The following is a 16,254-nucleotide window of genomic DNA, read 5'->3' on the forward strand; positions in this document are numbered from 1 at the left end:
CCCTTTTTTATGCTGCTATGGTGCATAGCTGAATGAAGCGCATTCCCTCCATTGCCCTGATCATGGCGCTGTCGCTGGCATGCCCGGGCATTGCACACGGCGATGAAATCGATGTCGGATTCGGTCCGTTTCGGCTCGAGGCAAAGCTGAGCCATCAATACTCCAGCAAGATGGCCTGGAGTCCGGACAGCCGCCTGCTCGCGACTGCCAATCCCGAAAATGTGCGCATTTGGGAAAACGGGAAATGGGCTTCGCCCCGGGAAGTCCCGATTGTTAATCTTATCGTCGCGCCCGACATCGTCTTTTCTGGTGATGGGAAGTCTTTAGCCACGGTTCATGCGTTCGTGCCCGCACATCACAACGACAGCGCCTTTGGTATTATCGACCTGCAGTCGCACAAAACGCTGACTTTCGTGCCAAGCCCAACGACGAAGCTGAATCCTTATCTGTTCGGACGAGCTTCAAGTCTGTCTTCGTATCCAGCTTGCGATCTGGTGGCGGCAACGTATGAGGATAGTCGTTTCTATGATGTCCCAATTTCCCTCTTTAATAAGACGGATTGGAGCAAAGCTGCAATCGAACTGCCGACCTGGCCACGGCCACATTTGATTGCATTCAGTGCGGACTGCAGCGCCATGGCAACATTCCATTACCCATGGCGGAAAGAACGGAGCGGCCCTCTCAATCCGCAGGAAAGCAAGATTTATCGCCTATCTGATGGTGACGTTGTCCAGCGCATCAAACCCGACATACCAAGATACGTGAATGCCGCCGCTCTAAGTCACGACGGACGCCTGTTGGCCGTAAGCAGCGGTGGCTTCCCCATGGTGAGCGGCAACGCCCCGCTTACGCCCACAGGAGAATCCGTCCACCTCTACGACGCACAGAGCGGTCAGCGCACCAGGGTCTTAGACGGTATATTCAGCGGCGCGAGGCCTCTCAGCTTCAGCCCTGATGGCAACTGGCTGGCAGCGGTCCTGCCAGAAATCAGAAGCGTGAAAGTGGCGATCTGGGATGCTTCAACTTGGCAACGCATCCAGACCATCACATGGTCTTGCGACGGCATCACTGGTTCTCTTGAATTCAGCCCAGATGCACGCCTGCTCGCAGCACAGTGTTACCCTAAAAACAAAGGCCTTCTGGATCTCGTCACCAACCATGGGGCGACGACAACCATAGTCCTTCGGGCATCCCGGTAACGCACCGTTTCAGGACAGCAACCGCAGCCCCACGCCGGCAATCGCCGCGCCGCCCAGCAGCCAGCCGAGACCGAGATGAAAGCGGAACACCGCGATCAGGGCTGCGGCCGATAGCGCCGCCATCCAGGGATCGAGGCTGGCGAGCACCGGCAGATCCCAGCTGAGGCCGGCGAAGGAGATTTGCTGCATGTCGCGGAACAGCGTGTGCAGGCTGAACCAGACCGCGAGGTTGAGAATCACGCCGACCACGGCCGCGGTGATCGCCGCCAGCGCGTGGCTGAAGGCCTGCACATGGCGGATGCGTTCCACATAGGGCGCGCAGAGGAAGATCCACAGGAAACAGGGCACGAAGGTGACCCAGGTGGCGAGCAGGCCGCCGAGCATCCCGCCGAGCAGCGGGTCGAGGCCGCCGAAGCGGAAGCCGGCGATATAGCCGACGAAGGTGAGCACCAGGATCAGCGGGCCGGGCGTGGTTTCGGCGAGGCCGAGGCCATGCAGCATCTCGTCGGGTCCGAGCCAGCCATAGATCTCTACCGCCTGCTGGCCGACATAGGCGAGCACCGCATAGGCGCCACCGAAGGTGACCACCGCCATCTTGCTGAAGAAGATGCCGATCTGGCTGAAGACATGATCGGGACCGAAGGCGGTGAAGCTGTACAGCACCGGTCCGGCCCAGAGCAGCGCGAAGAGGGCGAGAATGCCGATGTTGCGCTGCCAGCTGGGCGCCACGCTGGGCAGCACATCGGCATCGTGCTTGACCTGTGCCGCAATCCAGTCGGGTCGTGCCTGGCCAATGCGCCAGCCGATCAGGCCGGCGCCCAGCACGACCAGCGGGAAGGGAATCTGCAGGATGAACAGCCCGATGAAGGCAGCCGCACTCAGGCCCAGCAGGAAGCGGGTCTTGATCGCGCGCCTGGCAATGCGCTGCATCGCCTCGAACACAATCGCCAGCACGGCGGCCTGCAGGCCGAAGAACACGCCGCTGATCACCGGCACCTCGCGCCACAGCACATAGATGGTGCTGAGCGCCAGAATGACGGCGAGGCCGGGCAGGATGAACAGCAGGCCGGCGGCGAGGCCGCCTTTCCAGCGATGCAGCAGCCAGCCGATATACACCGCGGTTTGCTGCGCTTCCGGTCCGGGCAGCAGCATGCAGAAATTCAGCGCATGCAGGAACTGCGGCTCGCTGACCCATTTTTTCTCATCCACCACGATGCGGTGCATCATGGCGATCTGCCCGGCCGGGCCGCCGAAACTGAGCAGGCCGATCTTCGCCCAGGTGCGGAAGGCCTCGCCGAACGAGGGCGGCGGAGTCTGTAGTGTCGTATCCATGAGTCTTATTTACCCGATTCAGGCGGCCGGCGGCCAGCCATGCCGTTCGGCGGTGGCACTGGCACACCAGGCATAGAGCGCGTCATAGATCAGCATGCCATGCTCCAGCATCACGTCATCGTCCTGTAACATCACCGACAGGCCGAGCGAGATGGCGAGCAGGCCGGGTGCCTGCGGTGCCAGCTCAGGCTTGCCGGTATCGGCGGCACGTACGATCAGCGCCAGTTGTGCCAGCGCCGGGTCGCCGCCGAGCTCATGCCTGGCGATAAAGGTATCGAAGCTGCACAGATCGCCGTCATGACTGTAGGCCGCGCCGGGGATATCGTAGGGCGTCGCCTGCCAGTCTTCGGCGCGGGCAAAGACCTGATCCGACGGCACATAGAGAAAGCGCGCATCGGCATCGATGAAGCGGCGCACCAGCCAGGGACAGGCGATACGGTCGATCTTCGGCCGTTCGCGGGTGATCCAGCGGCCGGGCTCCGCCGGTGGTTTGGCCTGCATCGGTCCGCCGGCGCTCTGCCAGCCTTCGATGCCATCGACGAGGTAGCGCGCGCGGAAGCCGCGGCGTTGCAACTCCGCTGCCGCACCCTGACTCACCTCATGGCCATGCACGCAGGCAACGACGATCTGGGCATCGCGCGGCAGGGCGGCGGCCCATTGCGCCAGTTGATCCGGTCGCCGGCGCCGCGCGCCGCGGATGGTGGTGGTGGCTTCGGCATAGCGTTCCTCGCGCCGCAGATCGAGCAGCATGGGAAAACGGCCGGCCGCGATGTCGCGAGCCAGGTCAGGAATAGTGATGCCGGGAAGGGTGGTATCCATTTTGCTACCTCATCACGCGGAGTCAGGGCGTGAAAATCAGTAGCGGCGCTTGGATACGGGCGTATCTGAACCGGGGAGACCGCGTTGCCCCCGTGACCGGAGACTTATCGCCGGCCGGGCCTGATGGCAAGGGGAATTTTCAGGCCGCCGAAACCTTGCCGCCGGGATGGCGCTGTACGCGGCCAGCCAGTTCCTTCTCGGTCAGCACCATGTTCACCATCGCCGAAGGCAGACCACTGCTGCGCACCAGCTCGTCCACCAGCACCGGTGTCGGCGACAGCAGGCGCCCGATCTCGGCATGGGCGCGGGTCAGGTCGCCATCGCCTGCCGGTTCCGGTTTCGGAACCACGGCCGGTGCCGCCTGGCGCGGCTGCTGCGGTGCCAGGATGGCGAGGATGTCGTCGACGGTTTCGATCAGGGCGGCGCCGTCGCGTATCAGGCCATTGCTGCCGCGGCAGCGCGGATCGAGCGGCGAGCCGGGGACGGCCATCACCTCGCGGCCCTGTTCGGCGGCCATGCGCGCGGTGATCAGCGAGCCGGATTTCAGCGCCGCCTCAACCACCAGCACACCCAGCGATGCACCGGAGATCAGGCGGTTGCGGCGTGGAAAATTCTGCGCCAGCGGCGGCGTGCCGGCCGGCATCTCGGCAAACACCGCGCCGCGTTCGGCGACCGCGTCCTGCAGTTTGGCATTCTCGGGCGGGAAGCTGATATCGATGCCGGTGCCGATGAAGGCGGCCGTCTGGCCGTCTGCCGCGAGCGCACCTTCATGGGCGGCCTTGTCGATGCCGCGTGCAAGACCGGAGAGGATGGCGAAGCCGCGTTGCGTCAGCGCAGCGGCAATGTCGCGGGTGAAGCGCTGACCAATGGCAGAGGCATTGCGGGCGCCGACAATGGCGATACCGGGCAGGGCGGTGACGGCTGCCGGATCGCCCTTCACCGCCAGCAGCGGCGGCGCGTCGTCCAGCTGCATCAGGCCGAGCGGATAGCCCGGTTCGCCCCAGGCCAGCAGCGATGCACCACAGGCCTTCAGTGCCTTGAGTTCGGCGGCGATGGTTTTCTCATCGGCCAGCTCGATCTTGCGTTTGGCGCCGCCGCGTTTGGCCATCTCCGGCAGCTGCGCGATGGCCGCAGCGGCGCTGCCGTAATACCGGAGTATGTGATGGAAGGTGATCGGTCCGAGATGGGTACTGCGGATCAGCCGCAGCCAGTCACGCTTGTCCTGTTCAGGCAGGCGGGGGTTGTGCGCCATCCTCGGGTTTCTTCTTGCCGATCTTGGGTTCGGTGCCCTTGAGCAGGCGGGCGATATTCTCGTGATGCCGAATGTAGACCAGCACGGCCATCAGCGCCGCGAGGCCGGCCACGTCAGGACCGATCATGAACCAGGCGACAACCGGCGAGAGTGCCGCCGCAACCAGTGCCGAGAGCGAGGAGTAGCGCAGCGTGAAAGCGACTGTCAGCCAGCACAGGATGGCGAATACGCCGACCGGCCAGGCAACGCCCAGCAGCACTCCGAGGAATGTGGCGACGCCCTTGCCACCCTTGAATTTAAGCCAGACCGGAAACAGGTGGCCGATGAAGGCGGCAAAGGCCGCCACCAGCATCACGTCGGGGCCATAGTAGGCACCGAGCAGGGCCGCTGCCGTGCCCTTGCCGCCATCCAGCAACAGCGTAGCAGCGGCCAGATCCTTGCGGCCGGTGCGCAGCACATTGGTGGCGCCGATATTGCCCGAGCCGATGCTGCGGATATCGCCAAGGCCGCTGAGACGGGTCAGCACCAGGCCAAACGGAATCGCGCCCAGCCCATAGCCGAGCACGATGGCGGCAACGTAATGCGGCACGGGCGCAGTCCAGGAGACGGCTTCCATCATCATGATACTCAGCTTTCGCGCTTGCGCTGGAAGACGGTCTCGCCGCCGACCACGGTGCGCAGGGCATGGCCCTGCACGCGACGGCCGTCATAGGGCGAGTTCTTGGCCTTGGAGCGGAATTTCTTTTCATCGACGCGCCAGGGCGTGTCGACATCGAAGATCAGCAGATCGGCCGGCGCGCCGGGCGCCAGGCGGCCGCTGTCGAGCTTGAGCAGCCTGGCCGGGTTGCAGGTCAGGCAGGCGAGCAGGCGCAGCAGCGGCACCGAGCCGTTGTGATACAGCTCCAGCGTCAGCGGCAGCAGGGTTTCCAGGCCGATGATGCCGAATTCGGCCTGCGCGAAGGGCAGCCGCTTGCTTTCCGGGTCCTGCGGCGCATGGGCCGAGGAGATCACGTCGATGGTGCCATCGGCGATGGCATCGACCACGGCTTTGCGGTCGGTCTCGACGCGCAGCGGCGGCTTCACCTTGGCGAAGGTGCGATAGTCACCGACATCGAATTCATTGAGCGAGAAGTTATGCGGCGCGGCACCGGCGGTCAGGCGCAGGCCGCGCTGCTTGGCGCGACGCACCACATCCAATGAATCCTCGGTCGAGAGATGCGAGGCGTGCAGGCGACCATTGGTGGCTTCCAGCAGGCGCACATCGCGCTCCAGCAGGATCACCTCGGCCATGGCCGGAATGCCGGCAAGGCCAAGGCGGGCGGCAACCTCGCCCTCGTTCATCACGCCGCCCTTGGCCAGCGACGGTTCCTCGCAATGCTGCATCAGCAGCAGGTCGAAGGTGGTCGCATAAGACAGCGCACGGCGCATCAGGCGCGGCGAGTAAATCGGCTTGTCACCCTCGGTGAAGGCGACGGCGCCGGCCTGAGCCAGCAGGCCGAGCTCGGTCAGTTCTTCGCCCTTGGTGCCCTTGGTGACAGCGGCAGCCGGCAGGATGCGCACCACGGCAGTATCGGAGGCGCGGCGGGCAACGAATTCGACCAATGCCACTTCGTCGATGGTCGGTTCGGTGTTGGGCATCGCCACCATGGTGGTGATGCCGCCGGCTGCCGCGGCGCGAGCACCGGTGGCGATGGTTTCCTGATGTTCGGCACCCGGCTCGCGCAGCCACACATGCATGTCGATCAGGCCGGGCGACAGGCAGTGGCCCTGGCAGTCGATCTGTTCGGTGTCGCCGGCGAAATTGCCGCTGGCGAGTTTGGGTCCGAGATCGACGATCTTGTCGCCTTCGGTCAGCAGGGCGCCTTTGACATCCAGCCCGGAGGCGGGGTCGAGCAGGCGGGCATTGGTGTAGAGCTTGCGGCGACGGGCCATGGTGCTGGTACTCATACTCCGGCCGGTGTGCTGTGGCGCCAGTTCGGCAGATGCTGGGCCAGCAGTTCGAGGCAGGCCATGCGCACGGCAACGCCCATCTCGACCTGTTCGTGAATGACGCTGCGGTGAATGTCGTCGGCCACTTCGGTGTCGATCTCGATGCCGCGGTTCATCGGACCGGGATGCATGATCAGCGCATCGGGCTTGGCGAAGGCGAGTTTTTCGTAATCCAGGCCATAGAAGTGGAAATACTCGCGCGTGGAGGGCACGAAGGAACCGTGGAAACGCTCCATCTGCAGACGCAGCATCATCACGATGTCGACGTCGGTCAGCCCCTTGCGCATGTCATGGAAGACCTCGACACCCAGCCGCTCGGCATAGGCCGGCATCAGGGTGGGCGGCGCGATCAGGCGCACGCGGGCCCCCATGGTGTTGAGCAGGTGGATATTCGAACGCGCCACGCGGCTGTGCAGGATGTCGCCGCAGATTGCCACTGACAGGCCTTCCAGCCGGCCCTTGCGGCGGCGGATGGTGAGCGCATCGAGCAGCGCCTGGGTCGGGTGCTCGTGGCTGCCGTCGCCGCCATTGATGACGCCGCAGCCGACTTTCTGGGCCAGCAGGGCGACCGCGCCGGAATCCTGGTGGCGCACGACGAGCAGATCGGGGTGCATGGCATTCAGGGTGATGGCGGTGTCGATCAGGGTCTCGCCCTTCTTCACCGAGGAGGTGGCGACCGACATGTTGATGACATCGCCGCCGAGTCGCTTGCCGGCCAACTCGAAACTGGTGCGGGTGCGGGTCGAATTCTCGAAAAACAGGTTGATGATGGTGCGGCCGCGCAGGCTGCTCTGCTTCTTCTCCACCGCCCGGTTCAGATCGACATAGCGGTCGGAATGATCCAGCAGAATCTGGATATCCTGGGCGGAAAGCCCTTCAATTCCAAGAAGATGGCGATGAGGAAAGGGGGGCAGCGGCCGGAGGCCGGCTGTTTCGGCGGGAGTGGCGCGACTGACAGACATTAAAGAATCACCATACATAAAAGCTTGGCGCTGGGCAACGAACGGGACGGCTGCAACGAAATCATTAACCAATCCCTGCTTAGCTGGATTCGATGATGCAGGACTATAGCCAGAATCAGGTCGATATCGCCGGTGCTGACAGTGCCGCGAGCCAGGCCGTTCGTCTGCTGCAGGTTCTGAACGGTCGCGCGGCGGAAGTACAGGGGGTCACCGCCCGCATGTACACCCTGGCCACCATCCTGCCATTTTCGGACTATGCCGACGGCTTCCGCCGGGTGCAGGAGTTTCTGTCATTCTGCGATGTAATCGAAAGCAAGCTGGACAACCTGCCACCGGTGACGCGCGAGCCCATCCTGCATGAAGTGACGGCCGTGAAGGTGCGCGCTTTTCATGCGTTGCTCAAGGCGATGGGCGCCTATCTGATCGGGCTGGAAAAGCGCGACATGATAAATTTCTTCGCGCAGGCCGTATTCCTGATGCAACAGGATGTGCTGGTTCAGTTTTCCAGCGAGACCCTGCCTGAAGTGCCTGCACAACTGGTGCCCGAGGCCATGGGATCGCTGTGCGAAGAAGTGATGCAGCGGATCAAGCGACTGCTCGAACGCTGTATCGACGTTCCCGATTTCCGTTTCGAGACATGAATGCGCCGCCATCATCGGATGTGACACCCGAGGTTCCGACCCAGGCTGTACTGCAGCAGCTGCAGGCCGGGCTGGAAGCGCACCGCCGCGGCGATCTGGCCCGGGCAGAGTTTAAATACCGCTCCGTACTCCAGGCGGCTCCCGATACCCTCGATGCCTATAACCTGCTGGGCCGCCTGCTGGTGCACAGCGGCCGTGCAGGCGAGGCCGTGCCGTTGCTGCGCCATGCGCTGGACCGCGCGATGACGCAGTCAGCCTTGTGGCTGAGTTACACCGAGGCACTGCTGGCGCTGGGGGCCAATGGGACGGCGCGCGAGGCGGCGGAAAGGGCCCGCCAGCTGGCACCGAAGGATGCCGATGTGCTGTTCATCTGGGCTGAAACCCAGCGTCTGGCCGGTGCCTGGGTGGCGGCGGCCGATGGTTACCGTACCTTGCTGGCGGGGACTCCGGGGCATGCCAGTGCCTGGCTGCAGCTTGCCACCTGTCTGCAGGCCCTGGGGGATCTGGCCGGGGCGCAACAGGCTGCGCGGCGTGCGGTTGAAATCGCCCCGCAGGCGCCCGAATGCCACAACAATCTGGGCAGCCTGCTGGCGGCCGGCGACGACCATGCCGCCGCCCTGCCGCATTTCGAGCAGGCATTGAAACTGCGCCCGAAATATGCCGCCGCCCTGATCAACATGGCTGCATCGCTGCGCGAGAGCGGACGCGCATCTGAAGCGCTGCCGTTGCTGGAACAGGCGCTGGACCTGACACGCGGTCATGCCCAGGCCTATGCCGGACTGGCCATGGCACAGCACAGCCTGGGCCAGATCGACACAGCATTGTCGACCTATCGCGAAGCCCTGAAGCGCTTTTCCAACGATCCTGAAACGCAGTGGAATTATGCGCTCGCCGCGCTGGCTGCCGGTGATTTTGCCAATGGCTGGGCGGCCTATGCCTGGCGCTGGCGCAAGGCGGTGACGCCGCTGCCACAGCGCGCCTGGCCCTGGCCGGCCTGGACCGAGAATGAGGTGGCCGGCAAACGCCTGCTGATCTGGGGCGAACAGGGCCTGGGCGACCGGCTGCTGCTGCTGCAATTCCTGCCGGCGCTGGTGGCTGCCGGTGCAAGGGTAACGCTGGAAACCGATCCGCGCCTGATCCCGCTGCTGAAGCGCAGCTTCACCGGCATCGACTTCGCCGCCGAAGGCACCCATGCCGATCCCGCGCTGCTGCAGCAGTCATTCGACGGGCATCGTCCGCTGGGCGATCTGGCCGTCAGCGCACCGCCCGGCAGGCCGGTCCTGCTGGCTGATGCCGAACGGGCCGCTGCCTTGGCTGCGCAGTACCGACAGGGTACGGCAGACCGCCTGATCGGGTTGTCCTGGCGCAGCGCCAACCCGATGCTCGGTGCCGCGAAATCGCTGCGGCCGGCCGACCTTGCAGCACTGGCGGCAATCCCGGGCCTGCGCTTCGTCTGCCTGCAATATGGTGCAACCGAACAGGAGCATGACGAACTGCGGGCGCTGTTCGGCGAGCGCTATATCCATGATCCGGCCATCGACACGCAGAATGATCTGGCCGCACTGGCCGACCAGATCGCCGCCCTCGACCTCACGCTGACGGTGTCCAATGTCACGGCCCATCTGGCCGGCGCACTCGGCAGGCCCGTCTGGGTGCTGGCGCCGCCGACCGGCCGCAGCCTGTTTTTCTATCTGATGGCCGATGGCGAGGGCACGCCCTGGTATCCCGGCATGCGGATTTTCCGCCGCGGTCAGGGGCAGGGGGCGGAAACCCAGCTGCAGGCGGTCGCCAAAGGGCTCGAATTGCTGGCAAAATAGCCCTGCTGGTGTTAGCAAAAGGCCCGCCGCTGGCACTGCCGGCGCCTTGACCCTAGTTTAAGCCGATGACCCGCAAAAGCTATTACGTCACCACGCCGATCTATTACGTCAACGACAAGCCGCATATCGGGCATGCCTACACTTCGCTCGCCTGCGATGTGCTGGCACGCTTCAAGCGGCTGGATGGCTTTGACGTCATGTTCCTGACCGGCACCGATGAGCACGGCCAGAAGGTGGAGAAATCCGCCGAGGTGGCCGGCACCGATCCGCAGGCTTTCTGCGACACGGTCAGCCAGACCTTCCGCGATCTCGCCAAGGCGATGAATTTCTCGAACGACGATTTCATCCGCACCACCGAACCGCGCCATGTGACCGCCGTGCAGGCGCTGTGGCGGAAGCTGGTCGCCACCGGGAATATCTATCTCGGCAAGTATGCCGGCTGGTATGCGGTGCGCGACGAAGCCTTCTACCAGGAAGACGAATTGCAGGACGGGCCGAACGGCCAGAAGCTGGCACCGTCGGGCGCGCCGGTCGAGTGGGTCGAGGAGCCATCATACTTCTTCAAGCTGTCGGCCTGGACCGACCGGCTGCTGAAATTCTACGAGGACAATCCAGGCTTCATCCTGCCGACCAGCCGCCGCAACGAGGTGATCAGCTTCGTGAAGGGCGGGCTGAAAGACCTGTCGGTGTCGCGCACCACCTTCAAATGGGGCATCCAGGTGCCCGGCGATGAAGCGCATATCATGTATGTGTGGCTCGATGCGCTGACCAACTACATCACCGCCGCCGGCTATCCGAATGTCGAAGGCGAGAAATACACCCGCTACTGGCCGGCCGATCTGCATATGGTCGGCAAGGACATCCTGCGTTTCCATGCTGTCTACTGGCCGGCCTTCCTGATGGCCGCCGATGTGGCTGTACCGAAACGCGTCTTCGCCCATGGCTGGTGGACCAACGAAGGCCAGAAGATTTCCAAGTCGCTGGGCAATGTGATCGACCCGCTGGCGCTGATCACCGAATACGGTCTCGATCAGACGCGCTATTTCCTGATGCGCGAAGTGCCGTTCGGCAATGACGGCGATTTCCGCCGCGCCGCGATCATGAACCGGATCAATTCCGAGCTGGCGAATGGCTTTGGCAACCTGGCGCAGCGCACGCTCAGCTTCTGCGCCAAGAACACCAATGCCTCGGTGCCGACGCCAGGCCCGCTGAACGAAGCCGATGAGGCGCTGCTGGCCCAGGCTGACAGCCTGGTGGAGCAGCTGCGCGCCACGCTGGATGAGCAGGCGATCCATACGGCCCTGCAGCAGTGGTTCGACCTAGTCGATGCCGCCAACAAGTATATCGACGTCGAGGCGCCCTGGACGCTGCGCAAGACCGATCCGGCCCGCATGCAGACCGTGCTGTGGTGCCTGCTGGAGGCGATCCGACAGCTTGCCATCCTGGCGCAGCCGATCATGCCGCTGTCGGCCGCAAAGATGCTGGACCAGCTTGGTGTTTCGGAAGCCGCGCGCAGCTTCGCGCATCTGGGCGAGGCCGGCCGTCTGCGCGCCGGCACGCCGCTGCCGACACCGCAGGGCGTGTTCCCGCGCCATGTGGAAGCGAAGGAAGGTGCCTGAAATGGCGCTGCTGATCGACAGTCACTGCCATCTGGATTTCCCTGACTTTGCCGAGGAGCGCGATGCGATCATCGCGCGCGCACGCCAGGCCGGTGTCGGACTGATGCTGACCATCTCGACGCGGCTCGATCAGTTCGACCGTGTGCTGGCGGTGGCGGAAACCTATCCCGATGTCTATTGCACGGTCGGCATCCATCCGCATGAGGCGGACGACCACGTCGATGTTGCCGCAGCGAAACTGATCGAACTGGCGCAGCACCCGAAAGTGGTCGGCATCGGCGAGACCGGGCTCGACTATTTCTACGAACATAGCGACCGCGCGGCGCAGAAGACCTGTTTTCTCGCGCATATCCAGGCCGCGCGCGAGACCGGCCTGCCGGTGGTGATCCATACCCGTGATGCCGACGAGGACACCGCGACGATCCTCGATGCCGAAATGGCGAAGGGCAAGTTCAAGGGTCTGCTGCACTGTTTCTCGTCCGGTCAGCCACTGGCCGAACTGGCCGTGAAGCATGACATGATGGTGTCGTTTTCCGGCATCCTGACCTTCAACAAGGCCCGTGGCGTTCAGGAGTCGGCGCAGGCCCTGCCGCTGCAGAACCTGCTGGTGGAAACCGACGCGCCCTATCTGGCCCCGGTGCCGATGCGCGGCAAGCGCAACGAGCCGTCCTTTGTCGCGCATACGGCGGCCTTCCTGGCCAAGCTGAAGAATGTCAGCACGGCCGATATCACCACGACCACGACAGCGAATTTCCTGCGTCTGTTCGACAAGGTGCCGGCTGAGGCGGTCAGCGACCGTCGCGCGGCCTGACGGTCGGCACGCATGCGGATCACCATTCTGGGCTGCGGCGGATCTGTGGGCGTGCCCCGCATTGACGGCAACTGGGGTGTCTGCGATCCGAGCGAGCCCAAGAACCGGCGCAGCCGCGGTTCCATCGTGATCGAGCAAGGCGAAACCCGCCTGCTGGTCGATACCAGCCCGGATTTGCGCAGCCAGTTTCTTGCCAACGGTTTCCACTGGGTTTCGGCTGTCGCCTGGACGCACGATCATGCCGACCAGACTCATGGCCTCGATGATCTACGCACGCTGGCCTATATCTCGCGCAAGCGCATAGAGGGCTATGCCGATGCCTTCACCCATGAACGGCTGATGCGCAAATTCGCCTACTGCTTCGAGAAGATGGGCGACGGTTATCCGCCGATCATCGAGCCGAAGCTGATCGACGGACCCTTCAGGGTCGGCGAGATCGAGCTGATCCCGTTCCGCCAGCAGCACGGCAACATTCACTCGCTCGGCTTCCGCTGCGGCGACTTCGCCTATTCCAACGATGTCGTCGGTCTCGACGACGATGCCTTTGCCGTGCTGGATGGCATCAAGCTGTGGGTGGTGGATGCGCTGCGCTACGAACCGCATCCGACCCACAGCCATGTCGCACAGACGCTCGGCTGGATTGCCCGGCTCGGCGTCGAACGCGCGGTGCTGACCAACCTGCATATCGATCTTGATTACACCGCGCTGAAATCCGAACTGCCGCCCGGCGTCGAGCCGGCCTATGACGGCATGGTACTGGAGTGCTGACGCGCCCATGCTGAAAACCATCTGGGCGATCTGGGAGCGCGGTGCCGCCGGCATGCAGAGCCAGGCGCTCGGGCTGGCCGAAGCGCTGTACACCACCGAAGGCTTCGCCCTGCCGCAGGGTTTCGAGGTTGCCCTGCGCGCGCCGCAGAAATGGCTGCCGATGCATCCTACCTTTGCCAGCCTGTCGGCCCTGACTCCAGACACGCTGGCGCCGATGCAGGGCCAGCCCTGGCCGGACCTGCTGATTGCCAGCGGCCGTAAGGCGGCCTTTGCCGCTCTGGCGATCAAGAAGGCGAGTGGCGGCAAGACCCGCACCGTGCTGACCCAGGATCCGCGCAGCAATCCGCGCAACTGGGATCTGCTGGTGGTGCCAGAGCATGACCGCGTGCGCGGCCCCAATGTGCTGCTGACCCATGGGGCGCTGCATCGCGTGACGCAATTCAAACTCGATAGCGCTGCCCAGTCATTCCGTGACGAGTTTGCAAAGATTCCGGCGCCGCGCGTCGCCGTGCTGGTCGGCGGCAGCAATCGCAACTACACGCTGGACGAAGACTGGATGCGCGATTTCGTCGCGCAGCTGCGCAACATGGTCGAGCGTTCGGGCTGCGGCATTCTTGCCACCGTCTCGCGCCGCACCGGCGAGGTCGAAACCAATATCCTGCGCGGTGGCCTGGCCAGCCTGCCGGCTGTGCTGTGGGACGGGAAGGGGCCGAACCCGTATTTCGGCTTTCTCGGCCTGGCCGACATCATCGTGGTGACCTGTGAGTCGATCTCGATGATCTCGGAGGCCTGCTCGACCGGTAAACCGGTGCTGGTGGCGCGGTTACCCGGTCATTCGCGGCGGTTTGAGCTGTTTTACGACAGCCTGCTGCGTCGCGGCCTGATCCAGTGGTTCGACGGCCGGCTGATGCAGTGGGAAAATACCCGGCTGGACGACATGGACCATATCGCGCGGGATATCCGCGACCGCTTCGGCTGGGCCTGATCGCACCAGCGAGACGGTTTGTCGCACCCTTGCAATTCATGCGTTATATTATAACATTTTCGGCTTGAACCGCTTTATTTTGCAAGCGGTTCTCATTATTAATAGCCTGCCTCTCAGACGCGAGCTGCGCGCAGACGCGGCCAACCCGGAGTAAGAATCTGATGAACCATGATCTTTCCTTCATGGCGCTGGTCCTGCATGCGGACCCGATCGTCCAGGGCGTGATGGCAATCCTGGTGCTGGCCTCGGTCACCTGCTGGGCCATCACGGTCGAGAAGGTGGTGCGCTTTGGCACGCTGCGCCGCGCCGCGCGCAATTTCGAGGCCGCCGTGAAGGCCGACGCCCTGCTCAATGCCGTCAAGGCCGGGGAGGGTATCCAGGGCGCCATCCTGGTGGCGGCGGCACGCGAGAAGCGTGACGGTATGGATGCCGGCGAAAGTCGCTACGAATTCCGTGTCCGCCTCGAAATGGTGATGCGGCAGGCGATGGCGCAGCAGCTGCGCCAGGTCGAACCCGGCCTGCCGTTCCTCGCCACGGTCGGCTCGGCCGCGCCCTTCATTGGCCTGTTCGGCACCGTCTGGGGCATCATGAACAGCTTCACCGCGATTGCCGGCTCGAACGACACCAGCCTTGCCGTGGTCGCGCCCGGCATCGCCGAAGCGCTGTTCGCCACCGCGCTCGGCCTGGTCGCCGCCATTCCGGCCGTGGTGCTCTACAACAAGTTCAGCACAGATCTGGGTCGTCTGGCGCAGCGCTTCAATGTCGCCATCAACGAGGCGGCACGTCAGTTCTCGCGCACCAGCGCGCCGCAGCATGCGGTTCGTCCGCATGCCGAAGCCGGTCAGTAGGACCGCGCGCATGGCAATCTCTCCAATCGGTACTGGCGGAAACGACTACAGCAACGATGGCTTCGACGGCTACAAGCCGATGTCGGACATCAATGTCACGCCATTTGTCGATGTCATGCTGGTGCTGTTGATCATTTTCATGGTGGCTGCGCCACTGATGATGGTCGGCGTTCCTCTGCAATTGCCCAAGACCACGGCCGCCAAGGTGACGCCGCCGAAAGAACCGCTGGTGGTGAGCATCGACAAGGACGGCAAGCTGTTCATCCGCAAGGATCCGGTGGAAGAGGCGGACCTGATCCGCCGTCTGCAGGATCTGCGCAGCAGCGAGTCTGACACGGTGATCTATGTCCGTGGCGACAAGACGCTGGAATACGGCAAGATCATGGATCTGATGAGCCTGGTCGGCCAGGCCGGCTATGGCAAGATTTCGCTGGTTGCAGAAGGTGCGACGGCGAAAGCCGCGCAGTGACGGCGCATGCGCGCGAAAGTCTCGTCCTGGGTGATTTCTGTCGGCGTTCATATCGCCGCCATCGCCGTGTTGTTCTTCGGCCTGCCATATTTCCACAAGCCGATCCTGGCCGAGGAAAAGTTCCAGGGTATCGAGGTGCTACTGCTGGCCAGTGCGCCGCCGCAGCCCATCGTGGCGCATGTGCCGCCACCGCCGCCTCCGCCTCCACCGCCGGAGCCTGATCCGATCGCTTCCAAATCACCGGATCCCGATCTCGAAGAAATCGCACCGCCGCCGAAGCCAAAGCCGGTGGTGCAGCGGCCCAAGCCACAGCCGCCCAAGCAGGACGTCAAGCCGGTGGAAGCGCCACCGCAGCCGGCTGTCCAGGCGCCTCCGCAGCAGGTTGCCGTTGCACCGCCGGCGCCGGTTCCATCCGCGCCGCGCGTCATCGCCAATCCGGACGCGGAGGCCAACTATTACGCCACGCTGCTGGCCTGGCTGGAGAAGAACAAGGAGTATCCGCGTCGCGCGCAATTGCGCCGCATGGAAGGCGTGGCGCATCTGCGTTTCACCATCGACGAGAGCGGCCGCGTGATGCAGCACCGGATCGAGCGCAGCTCCGGCCATGAAACGCTGGATGATGCCGTTGAGCGGATGATTGCCAAGGCTTCGCCAATGCCGCCGATCCCGCCTAATCTGGGTAAATCCAGCCTGGATATCGTGGTGCCGGTACAGTTCTTCCTGAAGTAAACAAAAAAGTCCGG

At 63.9% G+C, this 16,254-nt stretch carries 16 protein-coding genes; 10 read left to right on the top strand and 6 right to left on the bottom strand.

Annotation, left to right across the window (positions count from 1 at the left end):
• Nucleotides 1-32 precede the first annotated feature (32 nt).
• Nucleotides 33-1,199, top strand: a complete 1,167-nt coding sequence (locus AAG821_RS04295; RefSeq protein WP_341910522.1) for a hypothetical protein — start codon at nt 33-35, stop codon at nt 1,197-1,199.
• A 9-nt stretch (nt 1,200-1,208) separates the two neighbouring features.
• On the opposite strand, the gene chrA is transcribed toward AAG821_RS04295, so the two are convergent.
• The 6 genes from chrA to AAG821_RS04325 all read right to left on the bottom strand — a co-directional run bounded on the left by chrA (nt 1,209) and on the right by AAG821_RS04325 (nt 7,553).
• Entirely contained in the window at nt 1,209-2,531 is a 1,323-nt protein-coding gene (chrA, locus tag AAG821_RS04300) for a chromate efflux transporter (RefSeq protein WP_341910520.1), read from the bottom strand.
• A gap of 18 nt (nt 2,532-2,549) precedes the next feature.
• Nucleotides 2,550-3,350 carry a chromate resistance protein ChrB domain-containing protein gene (locus AAG821_RS04305; RefSeq protein WP_341910518.1) on the bottom strand — a complete coding sequence of 267 codons (801 nt, stop codon included), beginning with the start codon at nt 3,348-3,350 and terminating at the stop codon, nt 2,550-2,552.
• Between the two features lie 139 nt (nt 3,351-3,489).
• Complete coding sequence (gene dprA, locus AAG821_RS04310; RefSeq protein WP_341910516.1) at nt 3,490-4,602, bottom strand: DNA-processing protein DprA; 1,113 nt, start codon at nt 4,600-4,602, stop codon at nt 3,490-3,492.
• On the bottom strand, nt 4,577-5,221 hold the full coding sequence (gene plsY, locus AAG821_RS04315; RefSeq protein ID WP_341910615.1) for a glycerol-3-phosphate 1-O-acyltransferase PlsY: 645 nt from the start codon (nt 5,219-5,221) through the stop codon (nt 4,577-4,579). The genes dprA and plsY overlap by 26 nt, the downstream gene beginning before the upstream one ends.
• Before the next feature lie 8 nt (nt 5,222-5,229).
• Nucleotides 5,230-6,549 carry a dihydroorotase gene (gene pyrC, locus AAG821_RS04320; protein ID WP_341910514.1) on the bottom strand — a complete coding sequence of 440 codons (1,320 nt, stop codon included), beginning with the start codon at nt 6,547-6,549 and terminating at the stop codon, nt 5,230-5,232.
• Nucleotides 6,546-7,553, bottom strand: coding sequence for an aspartate carbamoyltransferase catalytic subunit (locus AAG821_RS04325; RefSeq protein WP_341910513.1), 1,008 nt, complete (start codon nt 7,551-7,553; stop codon nt 6,546-6,548). Before AAG821_RS04325 ends, pyrC begins: the two co-directional genes overlap by 4 nt.
• 92 nt (nt 7,554-7,645) lie before the next feature.
• Between AAG821_RS04325 and AAG821_RS04330 the strand changes: the two genes are divergently transcribed.
• The 9 genes from AAG821_RS04330 to AAG821_RS04370 all read left to right on the top strand — a co-directional run bounded on the left by AAG821_RS04330 (nt 7,646) and on the right by AAG821_RS04370 (nt 16,240).
• Entirely contained in the window at nt 7,646-8,194 is a 549-nt protein-coding gene (locus AAG821_RS04330; protein WP_341910511.1) for a hypothetical protein, read from the top strand.
• Entirely contained in the window at nt 8,191-10,011 is a 1,821-nt protein-coding gene (locus tag AAG821_RS04335; RefSeq protein WP_341910510.1) for a tetratricopeptide repeat protein, read from the top strand. The genes AAG821_RS04330 and AAG821_RS04335 overlap by 4 nt, the downstream gene beginning before the upstream one ends.
• 65 nt (nt 10,012-10,076) lie before the next feature.
• Nucleotides 10,077-11,630, top strand: a complete 1,554-nt coding sequence (gene metG / locus AAG821_RS04340) for a methionine--tRNA ligase (protein WP_341910508.1) — start codon at nt 10,077-10,079, stop codon at nt 11,628-11,630.
• 7 nt (nt 11,631-11,637) lie between these two features.
• On the top strand, nt 11,638-12,441 hold the full coding sequence (locus AAG821_RS04345) for a TatD family hydrolase (protein WP_341910614.1): 804 nt from the start codon (nt 11,638-11,640) through the stop codon (nt 12,439-12,441).
• Nucleotides 12,442-12,492: 51 nt separating this feature from the next.
• Nucleotides 12,493-13,209, top strand: coding sequence for an MBL fold metallo-hydrolase (locus AAG821_RS04350; protein ID WP_341910506.1), 717 nt, complete (start codon nt 12,493-12,495; stop codon nt 13,207-13,209).
• A 7-nt stretch (nt 13,210-13,216) separates the two neighbouring features.
• Complete coding sequence (locus tag AAG821_RS04355) at nt 13,217-14,194, top strand: mitochondrial fission ELM1 family protein (RefSeq protein ID WP_341910504.1); 978 nt, start codon at nt 13,217-13,219, stop codon at nt 14,192-14,194.
• A gap of 161 nt (nt 14,195-14,355) precedes the next feature.
• Entirely contained in the window at nt 14,356-15,042 is a 687-nt protein-coding gene (locus AAG821_RS04360; RefSeq protein ID WP_341910502.1) for a MotA/TolQ/ExbB proton channel family protein, read from the top strand.
• Between the two features lie 10 nt (nt 15,043-15,052).
• Nucleotides 15,053-15,511, top strand: a complete 459-nt coding sequence (locus AAG821_RS04365) for an ExbD/TolR family protein (protein WP_341910500.1) — start codon at nt 15,053-15,055, stop codon at nt 15,509-15,511.
• Between the two features lie 6 nt (nt 15,512-15,517).
• A complete protein-coding gene (locus AAG821_RS04370; RefSeq protein ID WP_341910498.1) occupies nt 15,518-16,240 on the top strand; it encodes an energy transducer TonB in 723 nt (240 codons plus the stop codon).
• Nucleotides 16,241-16,254: the final 14 nt, after the last annotated feature.

It is taken from the genome of Ferrovibrio terrae (assembly GCF_943372915.1).
GTDB lineage: Bacteria > Pseudomonadota > Alphaproteobacteria > Ferrovibrionales > Ferrovibrionaceae > Ferrovibrio > Ferrovibrio terrae_A.

Bases quoted from the DNA above. Each gene is read 5' to 3' on its own strand.
- AAG821_RS04295 (WP_341910522.1), top strand. From the start codon at position 33: ATGAAGCGCATTCCCTCCATTGCCCTGATCATGGCGCTGTCGCTGGCA.
- chrA (WP_341910520.1), bottom strand. From the start codon at position 2,531: ATGGATACGACACTACAGACTCCGCCGCCCTCGTTCGGCGAGGCCTTC.
- AAG821_RS04305 (WP_341910518.1), bottom strand. From the start codon at position 3,350: ATGGATACCACCCTTCCCGGCATCACTATTCCTGACCTGGCTCGCGAC.
- dprA (WP_341910516.1), bottom strand. From the start codon at position 4,602: ATGGCGCACAACCCCCGCCTGCCTGAACAGGACAAGCGTGACTGGCTG.
- plsY (WP_341910615.1), bottom strand. From the start codon at position 5,221: ATGATGGAAGCCGTCTCCTGGACTGCGCCCGTGCCGCATTACGTTGCC.
- pyrC (WP_341910514.1), bottom strand. From the start codon at position 6,549: ATGAGTACCAGCACCATGGCCCGTCGCCGCAAGCTCTACACCAATGCC.
- AAG821_RS04325 (WP_341910513.1), bottom strand. From the start codon at position 7,553: ATGTCTGTCAGTCGCGCCACTCCCGCCGAAACAGCCGGCCTCCGGCCG.
- AAG821_RS04330 (WP_341910511.1), top strand. From the start codon at position 7,646: ATGATGCAGGACTATAGCCAGAATCAGGTCGATATCGCCGGTGCTGAC.
- AAG821_RS04335 (WP_341910510.1), top strand. From the start codon at position 8,191: ATGAATGCGCCGCCATCATCGGATGTGACACCCGAGGTTCCGACCCAG.
- metG (WP_341910508.1), top strand. From the start codon at position 10,077: ATGACCCGCAAAAGCTATTACGTCACCACGCCGATCTATTACGTCAAC.
- AAG821_RS04355 (WP_341910504.1), top strand. From the start codon at position 13,217: ATGCTGAAAACCATCTGGGCGATCTGGGAGCGCGGTGCCGCCGGCATG.
- AAG821_RS04360 (WP_341910502.1), top strand. From the start codon at position 14,356: ATGAACCATGATCTTTCCTTCATGGCGCTGGTCCTGCATGCGGACCCG.
- AAG821_RS04365 (WP_341910500.1), top strand. From the start codon at position 15,053: ATGGCAATCTCTCCAATCGGTACTGGCGGAAACGACTACAGCAACGAT.
- AAG821_RS04370 (WP_341910498.1), top strand. From the start codon at position 15,518: ATGCGCGCGAAAGTCTCGTCCTGGGTGATTTCTGTCGGCGTTCATATC.